The following is a 20616-nucleotide window of genomic DNA, read 5'->3' on the forward strand; positions in this document are numbered from 1 at the left end:
GAGGGGGGGTAGAAGGGAAAGAAAAAAAGGGGGGAGCGGAGTTTGGGGGAGACGAGGAGGGGAGAACCAGAGAGGAGGGGGGGGTCCGCCCGGGCCCCGCGGGGCCCGGGCGGACCGCACTCGCGCGTGTCGCCCGGACAACACACGGCAGCACACGACAACACGCGGACAGCACAAAACCCGGTCCGGCGTGGTGACCACCCCGGACCGGGTGAGTGCAGCAGTAAGCAGAAATCAGGCAGTTGAAATCAGTTACGTGCTGACAGTGCTACGAGGTCAAGCGCCGCGGCGCTGAGACGAGGGACCGGACTCGTCGGAGTCCTCGTCCTCGCCCTCGTCGTACAGATCCGCATAGCGGGCGTACGGGTCGTCTTCCTCGTCGTCGTCATCGAAAGGCTCGCCGTTCGGCGGCTGATTCGATACTGGGTTCGACGTCGATGCGCCCAGCTCATTGGCCAGACGCGACAGGTCAGTCCCGCCGCTGCTGTACTTCAGCTGGCGGGCGACCTTCGTCTGCTTGGCCTTTGCCCGGCCGCGCCCCATGGCTCGACCCCCTCGGATACGGGGCTCGACGGCCCCAGAGTCTTGACACGCGTTCATGAACTGGAACGGGCTCCCCGTAAGGAGCTCGGTCCGTAGGGCTTCCACGGTACCTGAGCCCACGCCCATACGGTACGTCGCCCGCAGGACGCGCCTGTGCGCAGGACCAGCAAGGAGCCCCGTCCTCGCTGGTCAGCTGCGATTTTAACCTCTTCTTGGCGGCCGACCCGCCGATCGGCGTGACTCTCGTTACGTAGACGCCGCGATCAGCGCCGTGAACGTGCCTCCGCCATCCGCTGTTCGGCGATCCGGTCCGCCGCCGCGGCCGGCGGGATCCCGTCGGACTTTGCGCGGGCGAAGATGGAAAGCGTGGTGTCGAAGATCTTCGAGGCCTTGGCTTTGCACCGGTCGAAGTCGAAACCGTGCAGCTCGTCGGCGACCTGGATGACGCCGCCCGCGTTCACGACGTAGTCCGGGGCGTAGAGGATGCCGCGGTCGGCGAGGTCCTTCTCGACGCCCGGGTGCGCGAGCTGGTTGTTGGCGGCGCCGCAGACCACCTTGGCGGTGAGCACCGGGACGGTGTGGTCGTCCAGGGCGCCGCCGAGCGCGCAGGGAGCGTAGATGTCGAGGCCCTCGACCCGGATCAGCGCCTCCGTGTCGGGGACGACGGCGACCTCGGGGTGCTGGTCGGTGACGCGGCGCACGGACTCCGCGCGCACATCCGTGACCACGACCTCGGCGCCGTCCGCCAGCAGATGCTCGACCAGGTGGTGCCCCACCTTGCCCACGCCCGCGACGGCGACCTTGCGGCCGCGCAGCGTCGGATCGCCCCAGAGGTGCTGGGCGCTGGCCCGCATGCCCTGGAAGACGCCGTAGGCGGTGAGCACGGAGGAGTCCCCCGCGCCGCCGTTCTCCGGGGAGCGCCCGGTGGTCCAGCGGCACTCGCGCGCGACCACGTCCATGTCGGCCACGTACGTGCCGACGTCGCAGGCCGTCACGTACCGCCCGCCGAGGGAGGCGACGAAGCGCCCGTACGCGAGCAGCAGCGCCTCGCTCTTGATCACGGCCGGGTCGCCGATGATCACGGCCTTGCCGCCGCCGTGGTCGAGCCCGGCCATGGCGTTCTTGTACGACATGCCGCGCGCCAGGTTGAGGGCGTCGGCGACGGCCTCCGCCTCGGTGGCGTACGGGTAGAAGCGGGTGCCTCCGAGGGCCGGGCCCAGGGCGGTGTCGTGGAGGGCGATGACGGCCTTGAGGCCGCTCGCCCGGTCCTGGCAGAGCACGACCTGTTCGTGTCCGCCCTGGTCCGAGTGGAAGAGGGTGTGCAGGACATCCGGAGCGGTTGAGGTGCCGGAGGTGGTGACAGCGTCGCCGGTCACATCGGTCACTGTGGTGACTCCCAAGTACATAGCGGCGGTTGGGCGGAATCCCGTGCGGGTGGCGGGCCTTCCGTGGGTTCGTGGGCACGAGATTAGAACGTGGGCGGGCCCGCCACGGCCGCAGTGCCGAGGATCACTCTCTCGCGTCCGGGGGTGGTGGAAGTACGGTCGGATCCCGCCGCGTCCCGCGCGCTCCCGTCGTGGGACGATTTGCAGTGTTTTCCAGCCGATGGGCGGGGGAGGGAACAGCCGTGCCCAAGGTGTCGTCGGTGACCGTTCCGTACGCGACCTATCTCCGCGTGTACGAACCCCTCGCTGCCTTTCCGCAGCCGGAGCGGGACCACTGGGAGCGCTACGCGAAGCGTGAGCGCCACCCCTCCTACCAGGACGAACTCCGCCGTTCGCTGGCCGACTTGCTGCCCACGCCGCCGATCCCGGTGCTGGTGCACGAGAGCGACGACGCGTTCGTGTTCGAGGCCGAAGGGGTGCTCTGCGTGTGCCCGTGGCGGACTCGGCTGCGCGGCTGGCAGGCGCTGGACGAGTTGCCGGGCCAGTTGCCGCTCCCGCTGCTCGACGCGGTGCTCCCGCCGGTGGTGCGCCGGCAGGCGTCGGACGACCACGAGCGCTGGCTGGAGCGGAATCCGGACGCGCGGCCCTGGATCCGTACGTCGACGTGGCAGGTGCCGCTGCACTGGTTCGTGCTCGTCTCCGACGAGGAGCGCGCGTACGAACCGGTGCACAAGACCGACGAGGGCGACGAGGACGGGCCTTCGCTCCGCTACCGGACCCCGATGGTCCAGGCGCGGCGCCGGGTGGCACGCGGACTGAAGGCGCTGCGGGACGCGTTCGACGAGGGGCCCCTGATCGAGGGCCTGGTAGACGTGGGGCGCTGGCTGGAGGAGTTCCATCCCCGCTCGTACGTCGAGCTCGACTACGGCGGCCTCGTGCACACCCTGCCGTCCGGCCTCCTGGACGAGGACCACTCGGCGGCGGACGTCGCCGCGGGCATCGAGGCGCTGCGCCGCGGTGACGGGGACGGCGCAGGGGAGGCGTACGCCCGGCTCGTGGAACGCTGGCGGGCGGTGCGGGACCGGCAGCACGCCAACTGACGGGGTTCACAGGGTTCTTAGGGACCTACGTCCTGATCCGGGCTTTTGGCTCATGCGTGTCTCAAGCGTGACGGACTGCACTAACTTCACCCTTGCGCCCATCGCCCCTCCTCGTGCCAAAATAGGACAAGGAGTCCGGGGAGGGCTCTGTCGCTGGGGGGTCTGACGACTCCTGATCTTTGTGTGACTGATCGTCACTGTGGCGTGACTGTCCGCTATGGCATGGTCCATCGGCTTCCGTCGCTGATGAACACCTGGGAGGGCAATTCCATCGGTTTGGCCGACGAGGCTGGACGGATGGTGTAGTTGTAGTGCCGAGGACAAGCCGTTCGTCCTATAACCGACTCGACCCGTGTCCGCCATTTCGGGCAACGCGGGTCAAGGTGCAGAATTTAAAGGAAAGAACCGAGAAGGTTCGGTTCTCCCGAGGAGGCCGCTCATGACCGCTCGCACCCCTGATGCCGAGCCGCTGCTGACCCCCGCCGAGGTCGCCACGATGTTCCGCGTGGACCCGAAGACGGTCACGCGCTGGGCCAAGGCTGGCAAGCTCACGTCGATTCGAACGCTCGGCGGGCACCGTCGTTACCGCGAGGCCGAGGTCCGCGCACTGCTTGCGGGTATTCCGCAGCAGCGCAGCGAGGCCTGAGGCACCGCATAACGCAGCATTACCGGGCGTTTCGGGTCCCCCAACCCGTTGCACGCCCACCCCTTGCTCCACACGACGCGGGTCCTGCCCCAACAGGCCCCACGCCCACTGAAGCGTCATCTCAACTGCATCACGGGTGCGTCGTCGATCGCGCTGGACTCCGCCGGGTCCAGCGCGATCTTTTTTGTGCGTTCGGGCCGGTGACCGGCTCCGGCGGCGGGGTTCTGTGTGCGCCCTTGTCGGGGCTTGGCCGCTCTCTGGTGGGTACCTGGACGCCAGCTGTGAGAGTGGTGCAATTGCACATATTAAATTGAGGAGTTGTAGGAAGGGTGTAAGAAACGGTGTTTCCAAAACTAGTTCAGTGACACCCGTCACACGCCGGGGAGCTTGTTGCTGGCGACGCCCGTGCGCTAATGGGGCCGCGCAAGGAGGCCGTACCCCCAGACTCCCACCGGACAGGGGGCTCGTGGGGCGGCTTTGGTCACCCCTGAGGGGGACTTTCGCCCCCACTCTCCTCCCAGTCGCTCCCAAGGCCCTCCTGGGCCTCTGTGGCGGGGTCCATGGCGAGCCGCAGGAGGCGGTGGCAGATCGGGCAGTGCCGGGTCAGGTGGCGGTAGCCGGAGGCAGCGGCGAGGTGGGCGCGCAGCAGCGCGCGGGTCTCGTGCCGTCGAATCGGTGTCGCCATGCGGCCGCCTCCCGCCCGGGGTCTGGTTCTGGCGTACCGAGGGGCCGGGCCGGCGTCAAGGGTGCCTTCCGGCGCGGACACCGCACAGACGTGACATCGACGCCGCACAGACGCGACGCGGACGCCGCCCAGACACGAAGAAGCCCGCACCGGGTCGGTGCGGGCTTCTCATCTACTGCGGTCCTGACGGGATTTGAACCCGCGGCCTCCACCTTGACAGGGTGGCGAGCACTCCAAACTGCTCCACAGGACCTTGCTCTGCCGCGCTGTTACCTCGTTGCGCTGCGAGCAGGACTCTACAGCAGTGCAGGCCCGCCGGTCGAACTCACCGACCGTGCGCGGCCGGTCACGGCGCCGCGGCGTCGATCGCCTTCACGATCCGCTTGTCCGAGACGGGGTACGCCGTGCCCAGCGCGTGCGCGAAGTAGCTGACGCGGAGCTCCTCGATCATCCAGCGGATGTCCAGGACCTCCTGCGGCACGGGCCGCCCCTGCGGCAGCTGTTCGAGCAGCCAGGCGTACTCGTCCTGCATCTCGTGGACCTTCTCCATGCGGGTGGTGTCCCGCTGGACGCCGGTCGGCATCTGCTGGAGCCGCCGGTCGGCGGCGACGAGGTACCGCATCAGGTCGGGCAGCCGGCGCAGCCCGGTGCCGGTCACGAAGCCGGGATACACCAGCGCCGTCAACTGCGCGCGTACGTCCTGCCGGTTGGGCAGCAGCGTCGGGCTGGTCGTGGACTTCAGGCGGCGCTCGCAGGCCTGCCAGGCGGCCAGCACCTGCTGCACCTGGCCGACCGTCCGCACGGTGGTGTCGACGATCTCCGCGCGCACCTTCTCGTAGAGCTTGCGGTACGACTCCTCGTCCCACGCGGGGCCGCCGAAGTCCGCGACGAGCTTGTCCGCGGCCGCCATCGCGCAGTCGTCGAAGAGGGCCTGGACGGTGCCGTGCGGGTTGGCGGAGAGGGCCAGCTTCTGGGCGTTGCTCAGCTTGTCCGAGGCGAACTTGCCGGGATTGACCGGGATGTTGCGCAGGATGAGCCGGCGCGTGCCCTTCCACATGGCCTGCGCCTGCTCGGCCTCGGTGTCGAAGAGGCGTACGGAGACGGTGTCCCCGTCGTCGACGAGCGCCGGGTACGCCTTGACCGGCTGGCCCGCGCGCCGGGTCTCGAAGACGCGGGAGAGCGTGCCGATCGTCCAGTCGGTGAGGCCCGTGCGCTCGACGGACTCGCCGCCTGAGCGCTCGGCCGTCGCCGCGGCCGCCTTGGAGATGGCCTGCCGCGCCTTCGGCCGCAGCCTCAGCTTGAGGGCTTCCAGGTCCTTGTCCTCGGCGAGGTTGCGGCGCCGCTCGTCGACGATCCGGAACGTGATCTTCAGGTGGTCCGGTACGCGGCTCAGGTCGAAGTCCTCGGCCGCCACCGGGACGCCGACCATCCGCTGCAACTCGCGCGCGAGGGTCGTCGGCAACGGCTCCTGGAGCGGCACGGCCCGGTCGAGGAACGCCTTCGCGAAGTTCGGTGCGGGCACGTAGTTGCGCCGGATCGGCTTCGGCAGGGACCGGATCAGCTCGACCACGACGTCCTCGCGCAGCCCCGGGATCTGCCAGTCGAAGCCCTCGTCCGTGACCTGGTTCAGGACCTGGAGCGGGATGTGGACGGTGACGCCGTCCGCGTCCGCGCCCGGCTCGAACTGGTACGTCACCCGGAACTTCAGGTTCCGCTGCTGCCACGCGTCCGGGTAGTCGTCCTTGGTGACGGCCCCCGCGGACTCGCGGATGAGCATGGACCGCTCGAAGTCGAGCAGCTCCGGCTCCTCGCGCTGCCGCTTCTTCCACCAGGAGTCGAAGTGCGCGCCGGAGACGACGTCCGCGGGCACCCGCTGGTCGTAGAAGTCGTAGAGGGTGTCGTCGTCGACCACGATGTCGCGGCGGCGCGCCCGGTGCTCCAACTCCTCGACCTCGGTGAGGAGTGCGCGGTTCGCGGCGAAGAACTTGTGGTGCGTACGCCAGTCGCCCTCGACGAGCGCGTTGCGGATGAACAGCTCGCGGGAGACCTCGGGGTCGATCCGGCCGTAGTTGATCTTCCGCTGGGCGACGAGCGGGACGCCGTACAGCGTGACCTTCTCGTACGCCATCACCGCGGCCTGGTCCTTCTCCCAGTGCGGCTCGCTGTACGTGCGCTTGAGCAGGTGCTCGGCGAGCGGCTCGACCCACTCCGGCTCGATCCTCGCGTTGACCCGCGCCCACAGGCGGCTGGTCTCCACCAGCTCCGCCGACATCACGAAGCGCGGCGGCTTCTTGAAGAGGGCCGAGCCGGGGAAGAGCGCGAACTTGGCGTTGCGGGCACCGATGTACTCGTTGCGGCCACCGCCGCGCTCGCGCTGCTTCGGGTCCTTCTGGACGGACTCCTTCGTCTCCTTCACGTCCTTCATCCCGATGTGGGAGAGGAGGCCGGAGAGGAGGGAGATGTGGACGGAGTCGCCGGCGGCGTCGTCCTCGTTGAGATGGATGCCCATCTGCTTGGCGACCGTGCGCAACTGCGTGTAGATGTCCTGCCACTCGCGGATGCGCAGGAAGTTCAGGAACTCGCGTTTGCACATCCGGCGGAAGGCCGAGGAGCCCAGCTCCTTCTGCTGCTCGCGCACGTAGCGCCACAGGTTGAGGAACGCGAGGAAGTCGCTGGTCTCGTCCTTGAAGCGGGCGTGGCTCTGGTCCGCCTGCGCCTGCTTGTCGGAGGGGCGCTCGCGCGGGTCCTGGATGGAGAGGGCCGCCGCGATCACCATGACCTCGCGGGCGCAGCCGTTCTTGTCGGCCTCCAGGACCATGCGGGCCAGCCGCGGGTCGACGGGGAGCTGGGCGAGCTTGCGGCCCTGCGGGGTGAGACGCTTCCGCGCGTCCTTCTCGGTCGGGTCCAGCGCGCCGAGCTCCTGGAGGAGCTGGACGCCGTCGCGGATGTTGCGGTGGTCCGGCGGGTCGATGAACGGGAACTTCTCGATGTCGCCGAGGCCGGCCGCCGTCATCTGGAGGATGACCGAGGCGAGGTTCGTCCGCAGGATCTCCGCGTCCGTGAACTCGGGCCGCGCGAGGAAGTCGTCCTCGGAGTAGAGACGGATGCAGATACCGTCCGACGTCCGGCCGCAGCGGCCCTTGCGCTGGTTGGCGCTGGCCTGGCTGATCGCCTCGATGGGCAGCCGCTGCACCTTCGTACGGTGGCTGTAGCGCGAGATGCGGGCGGTGCCCGGGTCGATGACGTACTTGATGCCGGGGACGGTCAGCGACGTCTCGGCCACGTTGGTCGCGAGGACGATCCGTCTCGTCATGCCCGCGCCGGGCCGCTGGAAGACGCGGTGCTGCTCGGCGTGGGAGAGCCGGGCGTACAGCGGCAGCACCTCGGTGAACCGGTACTTCTTCTTCTCCAGGGCGTCCGCGGTGTCCCGGATCTCGCGCTCGCCGGAGAGGAACACGAGGATGTCGCCGCCCTCGCCCCTGCTTTCGCGCTGGAGCTCCTCGACGGCGTCCGTGATCGCGGTGATCTGGTCGCGGTCGGAGTCGTCCGACTCCTCCTCCAGGAGCGGGCGGTACCGCACCTCGACCGGGTAGGTACGGCCGCTGACCTCGACGACCGGGGCGTCCCCGAAGTGCCGTGCGAAGCGCGCCGGGTCGATCGTCGCCGAGGTGATGACGACCTTGAGGTCCGGGCGCCTCGGCAGCAGCTGGGCCAGGTAGCCGAGCAGGAAGTCGATGTTGAGGGAGCGCTCGTGGGCCTCGTCGATGATGATCGTGTCGTACGCGCGAAGCTCGCGGTCCGTCTGGATCTCGGCCAGCAGGATGCCGTCCGTCATCAGCTTGACGAACGTGGCGTCCTGGTCGACCTGGTCGGTGAAGCGCACCTTCCAGCCGACCGCCTCGCCCAGCGGCGTGTGCAGCTCGTCGGCGACGCGCTCGGCGACCGTACGGGCCGCGATCCGGCGGGGCTGGGTGTGCCCGATCATGCCGCGCACGCCCCGGCCGAGGTCGAGGCAGATCTTCGGGATCTGGGTCGTCTTGCCGGAGCCGGTCTCGCCCGCCACGATCACGACCTGGTGGTCGCGGATGGCGTCGGCGATCTCGTCCTTCTTCTGGCTGACGGGAAGCTGCTCGGGGTACGTGACGTCGAGCGCCGCCCGGCGCTCGCGCCGCAGGGCCGTGCGGACCTCGGCCTTCGCGGCCTCCGCGTCGATCTCGGCGACGACGGCGGCCCGGGCCTCGGGCTTGCGGATCTTGCGCGCGCCTTCGAGCCTGCGGCCCAGGCGGTGCGCGTCACGGAGGGACAGCTCGGAGACGCGCCGCGCTACGGCGGCGATCCGATCGGCGGCGGGGGCAGGCTGCGTAGACATACGTCCTCCAGGATCTCACCTCCGGGAAATACGTGGCGAACGGTTTTGCCAGGGCGCCCGGGCAGCTGGACGCTCTCGGGGTGTATGCGGCTTAAGTCTGCTTTAGCGTGCAGGTATGTCGTCCTTGCACGAGCAGGAACAGCCCCGACCGCACCCGGCGCACGGCGAGCACGGCCGGACCCCGACGCGGGCCGACCGCTGGGCCAACTTCAAGAAGTCGCCGTTCTTGCCGGCCACCGTGCTGCTGTTCATCCTGGCCGCCGCGGCGGCCCTGTTCGCGGCCTCGTACACGTACTCCATGGCGAACCCGACCCCGCACCACATCCCGACGGGGATCACCGGACAGTACGAGCAGGAGCGCGGCAAGAAGTTCCTGGGCGCGATGGAGAAGGCGCTCGACGCGCAGCTCGACCTGAAACCGTACGACTCGCGGGCGGCCGCCCGGCAGGCCATCGAGCAGCAGAAGATCTACGCGGTCCTCGACGTGCAGGCAGACGGCGCCCGCGTCGCCCTCGACGTCTCGGGCGCCTCCGGGGTCACCGTCGCCCAGGTCTTCACACAGGCGGCCCCGCCGGTGAGCAAGGCGACCGGCATCCCCGTGACCGTCAAGGACCTGAACCCGCTGCAGGCCGGCGACCCGCGCGGCCTGACGATCTTCTACATCACGCTGGCGGCGGTGATCATCGGCTTCGTCGGGGCCATCCAGCTCAGCGTGCACGCGCGCGGCCTGAACCCGGCCGAGCGGATCGGCTTCACCGTCCTGTACGCACTGCTCGGCGGGTTCGCCGTGGCGGCGGTCGCCGACTGGTGGCTCGGGGCGATCGACCTGCCCTTCGTCCAGTCCTGGTTGATCCTCGCGCTGACCATGTTCACCTGCGGGATGGTCTTCACGATGTTCAACACGTTCTTCCACCGCTGGGCGATGATCCCGACCTGGGGCCTGCTCGTGCTCCTCGGCAACCCGGCGTCCGGTGGTGCGGTGGCGCCGCCGCTGCTCCCCACGGTCATCGGCCGCCTCGGCCAGTGGCTGCCCCCGGGCGCCTCGTACAACGCCCAGCACACGGCGGTCTACTTCCAGGGCGACCAGCACGTCTTCCCGTTCCTGGTGCTCGCAGCATGGGCGCTGGTCTCGTGCGCCCTGTTCTGGTTCTGGCGGCACCGGCACCCGGGCGGCCGGGACACACGGCCGCTGCACGCCGCGACGGTGTGACCGGCGGAGGAACGCAACAGGCCCCGTCCGGGACGGGGCCTGATTCCTGTGGCTGGGGCCGGGATCGAACCGGCGACCTATCGCTTTTCAGGCGATCGCTCGTACCAACTGAGCTACCCAGCCACGCAGTTCACCGAGGTGATCTGCAAGCGGTCCTGACGGGATTTGAACCCGCGGCCTCCACCTTGACAGGGTGGCGAGCACTCCAAACTGCTCCACAGGACCAAGCTTGTTGCGTGCAACAGTGTCGCACACGGACTCCCGTGCCCCCAACGGGATGCGAACCCGACAGCGCCACTTCCCTGAACTGCGGAAACGCCGGAGAACAGGCTCCGCGGGACCGGCCGATCAGATGTGATCAACGGGGTCCGCGGCACCTGCACCGACCACGAAAACGCCCCGGACGTAGGTCCGGGGCGGATTCTGTGCGGTGGCTGGGGCCGGGATCGAACCGGCGACCTATCGCTTTTCAGGCGATCGCTCGTACCAACTGAGCTACCCAGCCACGCAGTTCACCGAGGTGATCTGCAAGCGGTCCTGACGGGATTTGAACCCGCGGCCTCCACCTTGACAGGGTGGCGAGCACTCCAAACTGCTCCACAGGACCATATTCACGTATGCGAACGAATTCACGTACGTAGTTGTGCGTGCCCCCAACGGGATTCGAACCCGTGCTACCGCCTTGAAAGGGCGGCGTCCTAGGCCGCTAGACGATGAGGGCTATCGGCCCGCCTGGGCGCTTCGCAGCGCGTCGGGGACGTGAGAAGCATATGGGATGCGGGGAGCTATCGCCAAAACGGTTTACCCGGAGCTCGGGGAGGCGGTTGGCGAAGGCGTCGCCCCCGGCTGGTTCTCCTTCGGCAGATGGCGGCTGACCTCGGCTTTCGTCAGGCCGAGACCGCCCAGCCTGATCTCGTCCCAGGCCTGTAGGCGCTTGGTGGCGCTGTCCAGGTAGAGGACGGAGGCCTCGACGGGATCGGGGTACTTGTCATCGACCGCGCGCAGGCCGCTGCCGCCCGTCGAGCCCTCGACGCGCAGCCGGGTGCCCAGCGGCAGCACCTCCATCTTCTGGCGGTGGATGTGCCCGGCCAGGACGAGCGGCACCGCGCCATCCGTCTCGCGCGCCGCCGCCGGGTCGTGCGCCAGCGCGATGTCGACCGGGGTGCCCGCCGCCCGCTGGTCGCGCAGGGCCGAGGCGAGGCGGATGCCCGCCATGCGTTCCGCCGGGTCGCCCTGGGCCGCGGTGGAGCGGTCCGGGGTGTACTGCGGGTCGCCGGTGCCCGCGATGCGCAGACCCGCGACCGTCACGGCCCTGCCGTCGTCGAGTACGTGGACGTTCTTGAAGCGCTTGCGGGACGACAGGTACTGCTGGGTCGTCCTGGAGTCGTGGTTGCCGCGGATCCACACGTAGGGCGCGCCGAGGTCCCTGATCGGGTCGAGGAAGGCGTTCTCGGCCGGGGAGCCGTGGTCCATGGTGTCGCCGGTGTCGATGACGACCGAGATCCGGTACTGCTCCACGAGCGACGCGATGATCTTCCAGGACGCCGGGTTGAGGTGGATGTCGGAGACGTGCAGGACGCGGATCGTGGAGGGGTCGGGGCGGTACGTCGGCAGCGTGGACGTCACGTCGTAGAGCTTGGTGACGTTGGTGACGAGCCGGGCCAACTCCCGCTGGTAGACGTCGAACTCGGTGACGATCGAGCGGGCGTTGCCGACCACGGAGGGGGCCGAGGAGAGCAGCCCGGAGAACTTCGGCTCCAGGACCGAGTTCGGGTTCCAGGTCGCGTACGCGGTTCCGCCGGACGCCGCGAGGAGGGTGAGCGCCAGACCGCCGGCGGCCAGGGCGCGGCGCGGGCGCCGGTAGACCGCGAGGCCGAGCGCCGTCGCCCCGGAGACCACCGCGACGCAGGAGCGGACGGCCAGGTCGAGGGTGCCGTGCTCGACGTCGCGGGCCACCTCGTCCTGGAGCCCCGAGATGCGCTCCGGGTGGTCGACGAGGGCCCGGGAACGGATGGGGTCCAGGCGGTCGACGTCGACGTCGAGGCGGATCGGGGCCGTGTGGGACTTCAGTTCCAGGGCGCCGAGCGGGGACACGTTGATCTTCGTGCCGCCGGAGACGGACGGGCGCAGCGTCATCCGGGTGTCCATCGGGCCGACGGGGGCGCGGACGCTGCCGACGGCGAGCAGACCCAGCCAGGCGCCGAGCAAGACGACCGCGATCAATCCCAGGGCGCGCAGGTAGGGGTGGGGATGGTGGACCGGCGCGAGGAGCGCGGGGGGCGGCGCCCGGTGCGGACGGCGGCGCGAGCGGTGGCGGCGCAGGAGGGCCGTGGGGGCGGTGCGGGTGCCTCGTATCCGGTGGAGTGCTCGGCGCATGGCGACAGCGGGCGGGCGGGCCATTGCTCCCGTATGCCCAAGTGGACGGGTGGATATGCGGCGTCGTACCGGACAATGGCCGTGTGCTGGAGATGACGCGCGAGGAGTTCGAGGAACTGGTGGCCGAGGCGCTCGACCGGGTTCCGCCCGAGTTGACGCGGCTCATGGACAACGTCGCGGTGTTCGTCGAGGACGAGCCACCCGCGGACGACCCCGAGCTGCTCGGGCTCTACGAAGGGACGCCACTCACCGACCGCGGGGAGTGGTACGCGGGCGTCCTGCCGGACCGGATCACGATCTACCGGGGGCCGGCGCTGCGGATGTGCGACTCCCGGCAGGACGTGGTGGCGGAGACCGAGATCACCGTGGTGCATGAGATCGCCCACCATTTCGGGATCGACGACGAGCGGCTGCACGCGCTCGGGTACGGCTGAGGGGCGGGGGCGCGCGGGGGCGCCGCCCGGCGCGTTTTGTGCGGGCTTTGTGCGGTGCGTGCGCGGCGCGTGTCTTCTTGTGGGGCGCCGGAGTTGGGACAGGTGACCCTGTCACGTGCCCGGAGGTGCTCGCCCGTGCGCCAGCTGTCCGTACCGCTTTGTGTCCTTCGACTCAGCTGCCTGGCCGCGACCACGGTGGCCGTCGCCGCTGCCGCCGGATGCATGAGCGTGGCCGACGACGACGACGGGCGGCCGCCCGCGCCCTCCCGCTCCGCGGCACATCGCGGCGGGGTGGCCGCGCCCGACGGGGGCACGGTGGTCTCCGAGGGCGTGGGCGACATCGGGGCGCGGGCCGGCAAGAAGGCGGCGCGCGCGGGGTCCTCCGCCCCGGTCCGCGGGTCCGCGTCGCCCGCGGCGTCCGCCGCCGCCGCGCCGCGGGGCGCGTCCCCGTCGGTGTCGCGGACGGCGCGGCCCGCACGGAGCACGCCGCCCGCCCGGCCGAGCACGCCGCGCGGTACGCCGACGACACCGGCGCCGCCGCAGGAGACGCCGCCGACGCCCACGCCCGAGCCCTCCCCGACGACCGCGGAGCCGTCCTCCTCCGCCCACGCGCAGCAGGCCGGTCCGCGGCTGATGGGGGTGCCCGCGCCGCAGGCCGGGAGCCCCGCGTAGCCGTGGGGCGGTTGCTGCGGGTGTGAGCGGCGTCTCACGGGAGCGGTTTGCCTCCGGGGGTGGTGGGTGCGTATGGTGGTAGATCGTTTGATCCCATTTGCCCGGCGCCGCACAGGAGCGCCGCGTGGCGCGTACTCTCCCTTGCCGTGGCTGGACCGCATTGAGGCGGTCGATTTGCGAAACCGCGAATACACGGAGTTGACGGGCGCGTGCCGAAACTCCGGAAGGTTTCGCATTTCGCATGTCCATTTCTGCTGAACACACCATCGAGAACCCCGAGAACCCCGAGAACACCGAGAACGCTCCGGCCGTCGAAGCTGTCGAGGCCGTCGAGATCACTGAGGCCGTCGAGCTGGACGCGAGCGTCGACGCCGACGCCGCCACCGATGTGGCCGACGCCGACGTCGCCGTCGCCGTCGATGAGGACGCCGAGCCCACCCTCACCTTCTCCGACCTGGGCCTGCCCGAGCCGGTCGTCCGCAAGCTCGCGGCGAACGGTGTGACGACCCCCTTCCCGATCCAGGCCGCGACCATTCCGGACGCCCTGGCCGGCAAGGACATCCTCGGCCGTGGCCGCACCGGCTCCGGCAAGACCCTCTCGTTCGGTCTCCCCGTGCTGGCCCGCCTCGCCGGCAGCCGCACCGAGAAGCACAAGCCGCGCGCCGTCATCCTCACTCCGACCCGTGAGCTCGCGATGCAGGTCGCGGACGCGCTTCAGCCTTACGGCGACCAGGTCGGCCTGAAGATGAAGGTCGTCTGCGGCGGCACCTCGATGGGCAACCAGATCTACGCCCTGGAGCGCGGTGTCGACATCCTCGTCGCCACCCCGGGTCGCCTGCGCGACCTCATCAACCGCGGCGCCTGCTCCCTGGAGAACATCGAGGTCGCCGTCATCGACGAGGCCGACCAGATGTCCGACCTGGGCTTCCTGCCCGAGGTCACCGAGCTGCTCGACCAGGTCCCGGCCGGCGGCCAGCGGATGCTGTTCTCGGCCACGATGGAGAACGAGATCTCCACGCTGGTCAAGCGCTACCTGACGAACCCCGTCACGCACGAGGTCGACAGCGCGCAGGGCAACGTCACGACGATGTCCCACCACATCCTCATCGTGAAGCCCAAGGACAAGGCGCCGGTCACCGCCGCGATCGCCTCCCGCAAGGGCCGCACGATCATCTTCGTCCGCACCCAGCTGGGCGCCGACCGCATCGCCGAGCAGCTCTGCGAATCCGGCGTGAAGGCCGACGCGCTGCACGGCGGCATGACGCAGGGCGCGCGCACCCGCGTCCTGGAGGACTTCAAGAAGGGCTACGTCAACGCCCTCGTCGCCACCGACGTCGCCGCCCGCGGCATCCACGTCGACGGCATCGACCTGGTCCTGAACGTGGACCCGGCCGGCGACCACAAGGACTACCTGCACCGCGCGGGCCGCACCGCCCGTGCCGGCCGCACCGGCACGGTCGTCTCCCTGTCGCTGCCGCACCAGCGCCGCCAGATCTTCCGCCTGATGGAGGACGCCGGCGTCGACGCCGGGCGCCACATCATCCAGGGCGGCGCCGCCTTCGACCCGGAGGTCGCGGAGATCACCGGCGCCCGGTCGATGACCGAGGTGCAGGCCGAGTCCGCGGGCAACGCCGCGCAGCAGGCCGAGCGTGAGGTCACCCAGCTGACCAAGCAGCTGGAGCGCGCGAACCGCCGCGCGGCCGAGCTGCGCGAGGAGGCCGACCGCCTCACCGCCCGCGCCGCCCGTGAGCGCGGCGAGGACGAGGAGGGCGTGGCCGCGGCCGTCGCCGCCGCCGCGGAGGCCGCCGCCGCTCAGATCGCCGAGGCCGTCGCCGCCGAGGTGCCGCAGCAGGCTGAGCGTTCGTCCTCGTACGAGCAGCCGCGTCAGCGCCGTGACGAGCGGGGCAACTTCGAGCGCCGCGACAACCGTGGTGACCGCGACAACCGTGGTGACCGCGACAACCGCGGTGACCGTGGTGGCCGTCCCTTCGAGCGTCGTGACAACGACCGTGGCGGTTTCCGCCGCGACGACCGTCGTGACAACGACCGTGGTGGCCGTGGTGGCTTCGAGCGCCGCGACAACGACCGCGGCGGTTTCCGCCGTGACGACAGCCGCGACAACCGTGGCGGCGGCTTCAACCGCGACAGCCGCGGTGAGAGCCGCGGTGAGAGCCGTGGCGACAGCCGTGGTGACCGTGGTGGCCGTCCTTTCGAGCGTCGTGACAACGACCGTGGCGGGTTTCGCCGTGACAGCGACCGCGGTGACCGAGGCGGCCGTCCTTTCGAGCGCCGTGACAACGACCGCGGTGGCTTCCGCCGTGACGACAGCCGCGACAACCGTTCCGGCGGCTTCGAGCGCCGTGACGGCGACCGGGCCGGTTTCCGCCGCGACGACCGCCCGGCCGGCGGTCACCGGGGCAGCGACCGCCCGTTCAACCGCGACCGTCAGGGCGACCGCCCCTCCGGCGGCCACCGCCCCTACGGCCGTCGTGACGAGCACCGCGGTTCCGGTTCCAGCACCGGGTCCAACACGGGTTCGTCGTTCGGCCGCCGCGACGAGAAGCCGCGCTGGAAGCGCAACGGCTGACACGTACAGGTGAGCTGAGGGCCCGGGAGACGGACGTCTCCCGGGCCCTTTCGCATGCCCCGGCCGTCGGGCACCGGGCGCCTCCCGACGCGTCCCGCGGCGCCGGACACCCCGAGATCGGGATACCCGATCGGTGTCCCGGCGCCGTCGGGCTATGCTCAGGGGTGCGTCGGCCCGGGCCGACGCGTGGACCCTTAGCTCAATTGGCAGAGCAGTGGACTTTTAATCCATTGGTTGTGGGTTCGAGTCCCACAGGGTCTACCGACCGAGAACCGCCCCCACCTGCGGCGAAAGCCACGGGTGGGGGCGGTTCGATGTAACGGCGCGAACTAGTCGTTGCCGCAGGTGTTGCCGAAGGCCGGGTTGAGCAGCCCGATCACGTCGATCGAGTTGCCGCAGACATTGACCGGGACGTGCACGGGAACCTGGATGTTGTTCCCGGACAGGACACCCGGGCTGTTCTGGGCGACCCCGGCGGCGGTGGCCCCGTCGGGACCGTCCGACGCGGAAGCCATGGCGGCGGAGCCCAGAACGGTGGTGCCGGCCAGCACCGCGGCAGCTGCGAAAGTGCGAAGTCGCATCGAATCTCCTTGAGAGATTGGAGGGGATTTGACTCGACTATCACACCGCTGTCCCACGCTTGGCTCGCTGAATTGACCCATTAGGGGGCGAGTCCCGGAACCACGCGGCCGGGCCCGGGACCTTCAACGATTCCGGCCGGCCGCCGTGTCCACCCGTACCCACCCGCGCGCGGGCCGGGCGGGCCGGGCCGGGCTGGGGACCGTCCTCCCGTGGGCCTGCCACAGCCGCAGCACGGCGTCGTAGAGCGGGGTGTCCGATGGGCGCGACGCGCTTGTCGGATCATTTCTCCTCGGTTCCATGCCGTGCTCAACGAAAATCACCGGCCGGGGCAACGTCACTTGTTCTGCAGGACGCGTGCGACGCGGGGACCGATCCAGCGTTTCAGCGAGCGCAGGGCCTGAGTCCTCTCGATCGCCCGGTCGACCCGGTAGTACAGCTGCGGCGGCACGTAGGGGAGCAGCGGCGAGTGGCGCTGTCCGAGCAGCGCGAACATCTGATGCGGCGCGAGATCGACGTAGCGGGGCAGGTTCTCGTACCAGCCGGCGCTGTGCCGCGCCGCGCTCTGCAACGGCAGCAGCTCGCGCTTGCGTACGCGTTCGTACCGGCCGAGGGCGCTCTGCAGGGGGACGGGGCTCTGCAGGGCCCGGGCCAGTGCCATGGCGTCCTGCATCGCCAGGGTGGTGCCGGCGCCGATCGAGTAGTGGGTGGTGTGGGCGGCATCGCCGATCAGGACGAGGTTGCCGCGCGACCAGACGCGGTTGGTGACGGTGTGGAAGGTCTGCCACTGCGAGGGGCCGTCGACATCGGTCCGGCCGATGAGCGCATGGCCCTCCAGCGGCTCGGCCAGCAGCCCTTCCAGCAGCCGCAGGGCGTCGGCCCGCTCCATGACGTCGAGGCCGAGCCCCGACCAGGTGCGCGGCGAGCATTCGACGATGCAGGTGCTGTGCTCGCCGTCGAAGCCGTACGCGTAGCACCAGAGCCAGCCGTGGTCGGTCTCCACGAACGCGAAGGTGAAGGAGCGGAAGACCTTGGTGGTGCCGAGCCAGATGAACCGGTTGTGGCCCGCCGTCAGCCGGGTGCCGAAGTCGTCCGCGTACTCGTCGCGCAGCACGCTGCGGGCCCCGTCCCCGGCGACCACCAGGTCGGCCTCGGGCAGCGGTTCCCGGGGGGAGACCGTACGGTCGAAGTGCATCGTGACGCCCAGGGAGACGGCCCGTTCGGTCAGGATCCCCAGCATCCGGTGGCGGCCGATCGCGTAGCCCTCGTCGCCGCGGTGGACCGTGACCTGGTCGCGGACGTGCGCCACGCCGTCGCGCCAGCGCGCCGACTGCTCCTCGATGTCGCGTCCGGAGGGCTCGTCGTGCGCCTTGAGGGTGTCGAGCATGTCGGGCCAGTAGGTGACGCCCCACCCGTACGTCGCGCCCTCGGGGTTCTTCTCGTGGATGCTGATCTCGTGGCGGTGGTCCTGCAATTTCAGAAGGATGGCCAGGTACAGGGTCGCGGGTCCGCCGCCCACGCAGAGCACCTTCATGTGGTTCCTCTCCTCGCAGGTGTTGCACGGAGAACGACGGGGTGTTCCGGGGGTTGCTGAACGCGCCGCCATTTGGGCCCGGATTCCTCTCCTTTTAAGCATGTATCCCTGTACTGGCCGTTACTGGCCGTGAGCCATGCCGTTGAACACGCCGACGGCTGCGACCACGCGGCCGCACTGCCAATCAGAAGGAGAACCTGATGTCGCGCATCGCGAAGGCAGCCGCTGTCGCTCTCGGCACGGGCGCCGTGGTGCTCAGTGGCGCCGGTCTGGCCTCGGCCGACGCGGGTGCCCAGGGTGCAGCCACGAACTCGCCGGGCGTCCTGTCGGGCAACCTGGTCCAGGTCCCCATCCACATCCCGGTCAACGTCTGCGGCAACACCGTGGACGTCATCGGCCTGCTGAACCCGGCGTTCGGCAACACCTGCGCCGGCGACGTGCACGGCCACGACCACGGTCACGGTCACGACCACGACCACGGTCACGACCACGGTGACGACGGCGAGAACGGTGACGGCGGCTACGGCGGCTGACTCCCGCGGTTCACTTCCTCACGATGGCCCTCGGCGCGGCGGTGCTGGGGGCCATCGGCTTGTCCGGGCGCTCCCCGGCCGCCGGTCACTCGTACCGGTACAGCGACCGGTGTTCGAGCATGTCGCGCAGCGGCGTGTCCCAGGGCGGCATGGTGTCGCCCGCGGCGAGGACGCGACGGCGCTGCGGGTCACGGGGGCCGGGCGGCTCGACGGGAAGGTACGGGGCGGCGTCCGGGTAGCGCTGCCTCCACCGCGACCAGCACAGATCGACGAAGGCGTGGTGGAGCCAGAAGACGGGGTCGTTCACCGATCCGGCGCCCAGCATGTGGCCGCTCACCCACCGGTGGACGCGGTTGTGGTTGAACCAGGTGCGGTCGCCGCGCCGGGTGGGCCAGCCCTCCAGCTTGTTGCGGAACCCGCCGGGGGAGAGCGAGTTCCACGGGTCCTCGTCGTACACGGGCTCCCGTATCGCCTCGGCGAGCTCGGCTTTGCGGGGCAGTTCGACCGGGTCCTGCGGCCGGCCGAAGTCCCGCGTCAGGAAGTCGCCGTCCGTCACGGCCTCCTCGATGTCCCAGTGGCCGTGCGCGTGGGCGAAGGGGCCGGTCGTGACCTGGCGGTCGGAGCGCCGGCCGTTCCCGCCCAGGAAGTCCTTGCCCCACAGGGATGCGGACGGCGTGCGGTCCACGGTCCAGTCCCAGTACGGGACCGAGACCCCCGGGTCGACCTGTTGCAGCGCCCTCTCGAACTCCAGCAGGAACTTGCGGTGCCACGGGAAGAACGAGGGTGTCATGTGCGCCACGCGCAACTTGCCGTCGCCGTCGCCGGTGTAGAAGTCGATGTGCGTCCGTACGAACTCGTCGTAGCGGCCGGAGCGTTTGACGGCGAGCACGGCGTCCACGAAGCGTTTCTTCTGCGCCTTGGTGAGCGTGTTCTGGTTCTGGCGGGTGTGGACCACCGGACCTCACACCTTTCGGTCTCGGGCGGACTCCGGACGGCTCTCGTGGGTCCGCAGCTCCTGGCCGCCGAGTTCGGCGACGGCCCCCCTCGCCGCCGCCAGCGGACCCGCGTAGGACTCGTAGTGGTCGACCATGCTCAGATACGAACCGTCGGCCCGGCGCATCAGGTGCAGGGGGCGGCCGTCGACCGTGACTTGCCAGGAGCCCCCGCCCTCGGCGGCGGAGTCGGAGAGCCACACCCCGGAGATCCGCCGGCCCCGGTACGTCTCGTCGAAGGCCTCGGGCCCGGGGGCCGGCTCCGGCGCGGCGGCCGGGCGGAGCCGCAGTACGGCCGTGGTGGTGGAGGCCGCGCCCAGCAGGACCAGAGCGGCGCTTCGGCGGGTCAGGATCTTGTCGGGGTTCACGGCCGTCTCCTCGTCTCCTGCGGATGCGGTCAGCTCGTCCAGAAGTCCCACCAGCGCGTCAGGACCAGCATCCCGACGGCGCCGACGTGCAGGGTGGGCAGCACCCAGGGGAACTCGGCGGCGAAGACACGGGCCCCGCGCGGCACCGGCAGGAAGCCCTGGCGGGCGTTGTACGCGGTCAGGCACCAGAACATGACGATGGTCGCGACCCAGGCCAGACAGCACCACAGGCACAGCGAGTTGATCCGGTACAGGGACTGGATCTGGAGCCAGGTCACGAAGCCGACCCCGAAGAGGCAGCCCGCGTTGCAGGTCAGCCAGTACCAGCGGGGGAAGCGGGCACCGGCCAGCAGGCTCATCCCCACGCAGAGCACCATGGCGTAGGTGACGAGCCCCAGCATGGGGTTGGGGAAGCCGAAGACGGCCGCCTGCTCGCTCTTCATGATGTTGCCGCAGGAGACCACCGGGTTCAGGCTGCACCCCGGTGTGAAGTCCGGGTCCGCCAGCAGCTTGAACTTGTCGAGCGTGATGACCCAGGACGCCAGCGCTCCGGCGGCCCCGGTGATGACGAGGACGAGCGCGAACGGCAGTTCGCGTGCCACG

17 protein-coding genes and 7 tRNA genes are annotated in these 20616 nt (G+C 70.1%); 8 read left to right on the plus strand and 16 right to left on the minus strand.

Features of this window, described 5'->3' with window-relative positions:
- Positions 1 to 276 precede the first annotated feature (276 nt).
- Both ACZ45E_RS10960 and ACZ45E_RS10965 read right to left on the minus strand, forming a co-directional pair.
- A complete protein-coding gene (locus tag ACZ45E_RS10960; RefSeq protein WP_324774074.1) occupies positions 277 to 543 on the minus strand; it encodes a DUF3073 domain-containing protein in 267 nt (88 codons plus the stop codon).
- Positions 544 to 806: 263 nt separating this feature from the next.
- Entirely contained in the window at positions 807 to 1928 is a 1122-nt protein-coding gene (locus ACZ45E_RS10965) for a Leu/Phe/Val dehydrogenase (RefSeq protein WP_468219091.1), read from the minus strand.
- A gap of 242 nt (positions 1929 to 2170) precedes the next feature.
- Between ACZ45E_RS10965 and ACZ45E_RS10970 the strand changes: the two genes are divergently transcribed.
- Complete coding sequence (locus ACZ45E_RS10970; RefSeq protein WP_468219094.1) at positions 2171 to 3028, plus strand: DUF8083 family protein; 858 nt, start codon at positions 2171 to 2173, stop codon at positions 3026 to 3028.
- Between the two features lie 439 nt (positions 3029 to 3467).
- Positions 3468 to 3674 (plus strand): developmental transcriptional regulator BldC, encoded by a 207-nt coding sequence (gene bldC / locus ACZ45E_RS10975; RefSeq protein ID WP_003949541.1) that lies wholly within the window; start codon positions 3468 to 3470, stop codon positions 3672 to 3674.
- A 481-nt stretch (positions 3675 to 4155) separates the two neighbouring features.
- On the opposite strand, the gene ACZ45E_RS10980 is transcribed toward bldC, so the two are convergent.
- The 3 genes from ACZ45E_RS10980 to hrpA all read right to left on the minus strand — a co-directional run bounded on the left by ACZ45E_RS10980 (position 4156) and on the right by hrpA (position 8728).
- The gene (locus ACZ45E_RS10980) at positions 4156 to 4359 is read right to left on the minus strand and encodes a DUF6274 family protein (protein WP_468219096.1); all 204 of its coding nucleotides are present in this window, start codon (positions 4357 to 4359) and stop codon (positions 4156 to 4158) included.
- Between the two features lie 178 nt (positions 4360 to 4537).
- A tRNA-Asp gene (locus tag ACZ45E_RS10985) sits at positions 4538 to 4612 on the minus strand.
- A 93-nt stretch (positions 4613 to 4705) separates the two neighbouring features.
- Positions 4706 to 8728: an ATP-dependent RNA helicase HrpA gene (hrpA, locus tag ACZ45E_RS10990; RefSeq protein ID WP_468219098.1), complete on the minus strand. Its 4023-nt coding sequence runs from the start codon at positions 8726 to 8728 to the stop codon at positions 4706 to 4708.
- Between the two features lie 115 nt (positions 8729 to 8843).
- Here hrpA and ACZ45E_RS10995 point away from each other — a divergent pair, with 115 nt between their 5' ends.
- Positions 8844 to 9938: an ABC transporter permease gene (locus ACZ45E_RS10995; RefSeq protein ID WP_468219099.1), complete on the plus strand. Its 1095-nt coding sequence runs from the start codon at positions 8844 to 8846 to the stop codon at positions 9936 to 9938.
- A 49-nt stretch (positions 9939 to 9987) separates the two neighbouring features.
- Here the strand turns inward: ACZ45E_RS10995 and ACZ45E_RS11000 are convergent.
- The 6 genes from ACZ45E_RS11000 to ACZ45E_RS11025 all read right to left on the minus strand — a co-directional run bounded on the left by ACZ45E_RS11000 (position 9988) and on the right by ACZ45E_RS11025 (position 12338).
- Positions 9988 to 10061, minus strand: a tRNA-Phe gene (locus ACZ45E_RS11000).
- A 27-nt stretch (positions 10062 to 10088) separates the two neighbouring features.
- Positions 10089 to 10163, minus strand: a tRNA-Asp gene (locus ACZ45E_RS11005).
- A 206-nt stretch (positions 10164 to 10369) separates the two neighbouring features.
- Positions 10370 to 10443: transfer RNA gene (locus tag ACZ45E_RS11010), tRNA-Phe, on the minus strand.
- Between the two features lie 27 nt (positions 10444 to 10470).
- A tRNA-Asp gene (locus ACZ45E_RS11015) sits at positions 10471 to 10545 on the minus strand.
- Between the two features lie 41 nt (positions 10546 to 10586).
- Positions 10587 to 10659: transfer RNA gene (locus ACZ45E_RS11020), tRNA-Glu, on the minus strand.
- Between the two features lie 80 nt (positions 10660 to 10739).
- Positions 10740 to 12338: a metallophosphoesterase family protein gene (locus ACZ45E_RS11025; RefSeq protein ID WP_468219102.1), complete on the minus strand. Its 1599-nt coding sequence runs from the start codon at positions 12336 to 12338 to the stop codon at positions 10740 to 10742.
- Positions 12339 to 12397: 59 nt separating this feature from the next.
- Here ACZ45E_RS11025 and ACZ45E_RS11030 point away from each other — a divergent pair, with 59 nt between their 5' ends.
- From ACZ45E_RS11030 to ACZ45E_RS11045, 4 genes are all read left to right on the plus strand, one after another.
- Positions 12398 to 12748 carry a metallopeptidase family protein gene (locus ACZ45E_RS11030; protein WP_468219104.1) on the plus strand — a complete coding sequence of 117 codons (351 nt, stop codon included), beginning with the start codon at positions 12398 to 12400 and terminating at the stop codon, positions 12746 to 12748.
- Between the two features lie 135 nt (positions 12749 to 12883).
- Positions 12884 to 13420 (plus strand): hypothetical protein, encoded by a 537-nt coding sequence (locus ACZ45E_RS11035; protein WP_468219106.1) that lies wholly within the window; start codon positions 12884 to 12886, stop codon positions 13418 to 13420.
- A 241-nt stretch (positions 13421 to 13661) separates the two neighbouring features.
- Complete coding sequence (locus ACZ45E_RS11040) at positions 13662 to 16007, plus strand: DEAD/DEAH box helicase (protein WP_468219108.1); 2346 nt, start codon at positions 13662 to 13664, stop codon at positions 16005 to 16007.
- Between the two features lie 188 nt (positions 16008 to 16195).
- Positions 16196 to 16268, plus strand: a tRNA-Lys gene (locus ACZ45E_RS11045).
- Between the two features lie 68 nt (positions 16269 to 16336).
- Here ACZ45E_RS11045 and ACZ45E_RS11050 read toward each other — a convergent pair.
- Together ACZ45E_RS11050 and ACZ45E_RS11055 are read right to left on the minus strand one after the other, a co-directional pair.
- Positions 16337 to 16588: a chaplin gene (locus ACZ45E_RS11050; protein WP_468219109.1), complete on the minus strand. Its 252-nt coding sequence runs from the start codon at positions 16586 to 16588 to the stop codon at positions 16337 to 16339.
- Positions 16589 to 16923: 335 nt separating this feature from the next.
- Positions 16924 to 18120 carry an FAD-dependent monooxygenase gene (locus ACZ45E_RS11055; RefSeq protein ID WP_468219111.1) on the minus strand — a complete coding sequence of 399 codons (1197 nt, stop codon included), beginning with the start codon at positions 18118 to 18120 and terminating at the stop codon, positions 16924 to 16926.
- 200 nt (positions 18121 to 18320) lie between these two features.
- Here ACZ45E_RS11055 and ACZ45E_RS11060 point away from each other — a divergent pair, with 200 nt between their 5' ends.
- Positions 18321 to 18653 (plus strand): chaplin, encoded by a 333-nt coding sequence (locus tag ACZ45E_RS11060; protein ID WP_468219114.1) that lies wholly within the window; start codon positions 18321 to 18323, stop codon positions 18651 to 18653.
- A gap of 85 nt (positions 18654 to 18738) precedes the next feature.
- Here the strand turns inward: ACZ45E_RS11060 and ACZ45E_RS11065 are convergent, their stop codons facing one another.
- Genes ACZ45E_RS11065 through ACZ45E_RS11075 form a run of 3 tightly spaced genes read right to left on the minus strand, consistent with a single transcriptional unit; the run spans position 18739 to position 20615 of the window.
- The gene (locus ACZ45E_RS11065) at positions 18739 to 19608 is read right to left on the minus strand and encodes a tyrosinase family protein (RefSeq protein WP_468219116.1); all 870 of its coding nucleotides are present in this window, start codon (positions 19606 to 19608) and stop codon (positions 18739 to 18741) included.
- A 6-nt stretch (positions 19609 to 19614) separates the two neighbouring features.
- Positions 19615 to 20013 carry a tyrosinase cofactor gene (locus ACZ45E_RS11070; protein WP_468219119.1) on the minus strand — a complete coding sequence of 133 codons (399 nt, stop codon included), beginning with the start codon at positions 20011 to 20013 and terminating at the stop codon, positions 19615 to 19617.
- A gap of 29 nt (positions 20014 to 20042) precedes the next feature.
- Positions 20043 to 20615 carry a vitamin K epoxide reductase family protein gene (locus ACZ45E_RS11075; protein ID WP_468219239.1) on the minus strand — a complete coding sequence of 191 codons (573 nt, stop codon included), beginning with the start codon at positions 20613 to 20615 and terminating at the stop codon, positions 20043 to 20045.
- Position 20616 lies beyond the last annotated feature (1 nt).

Source organism: Streptomyces sp. NPDC030991, from assembly GCF_055571235.1.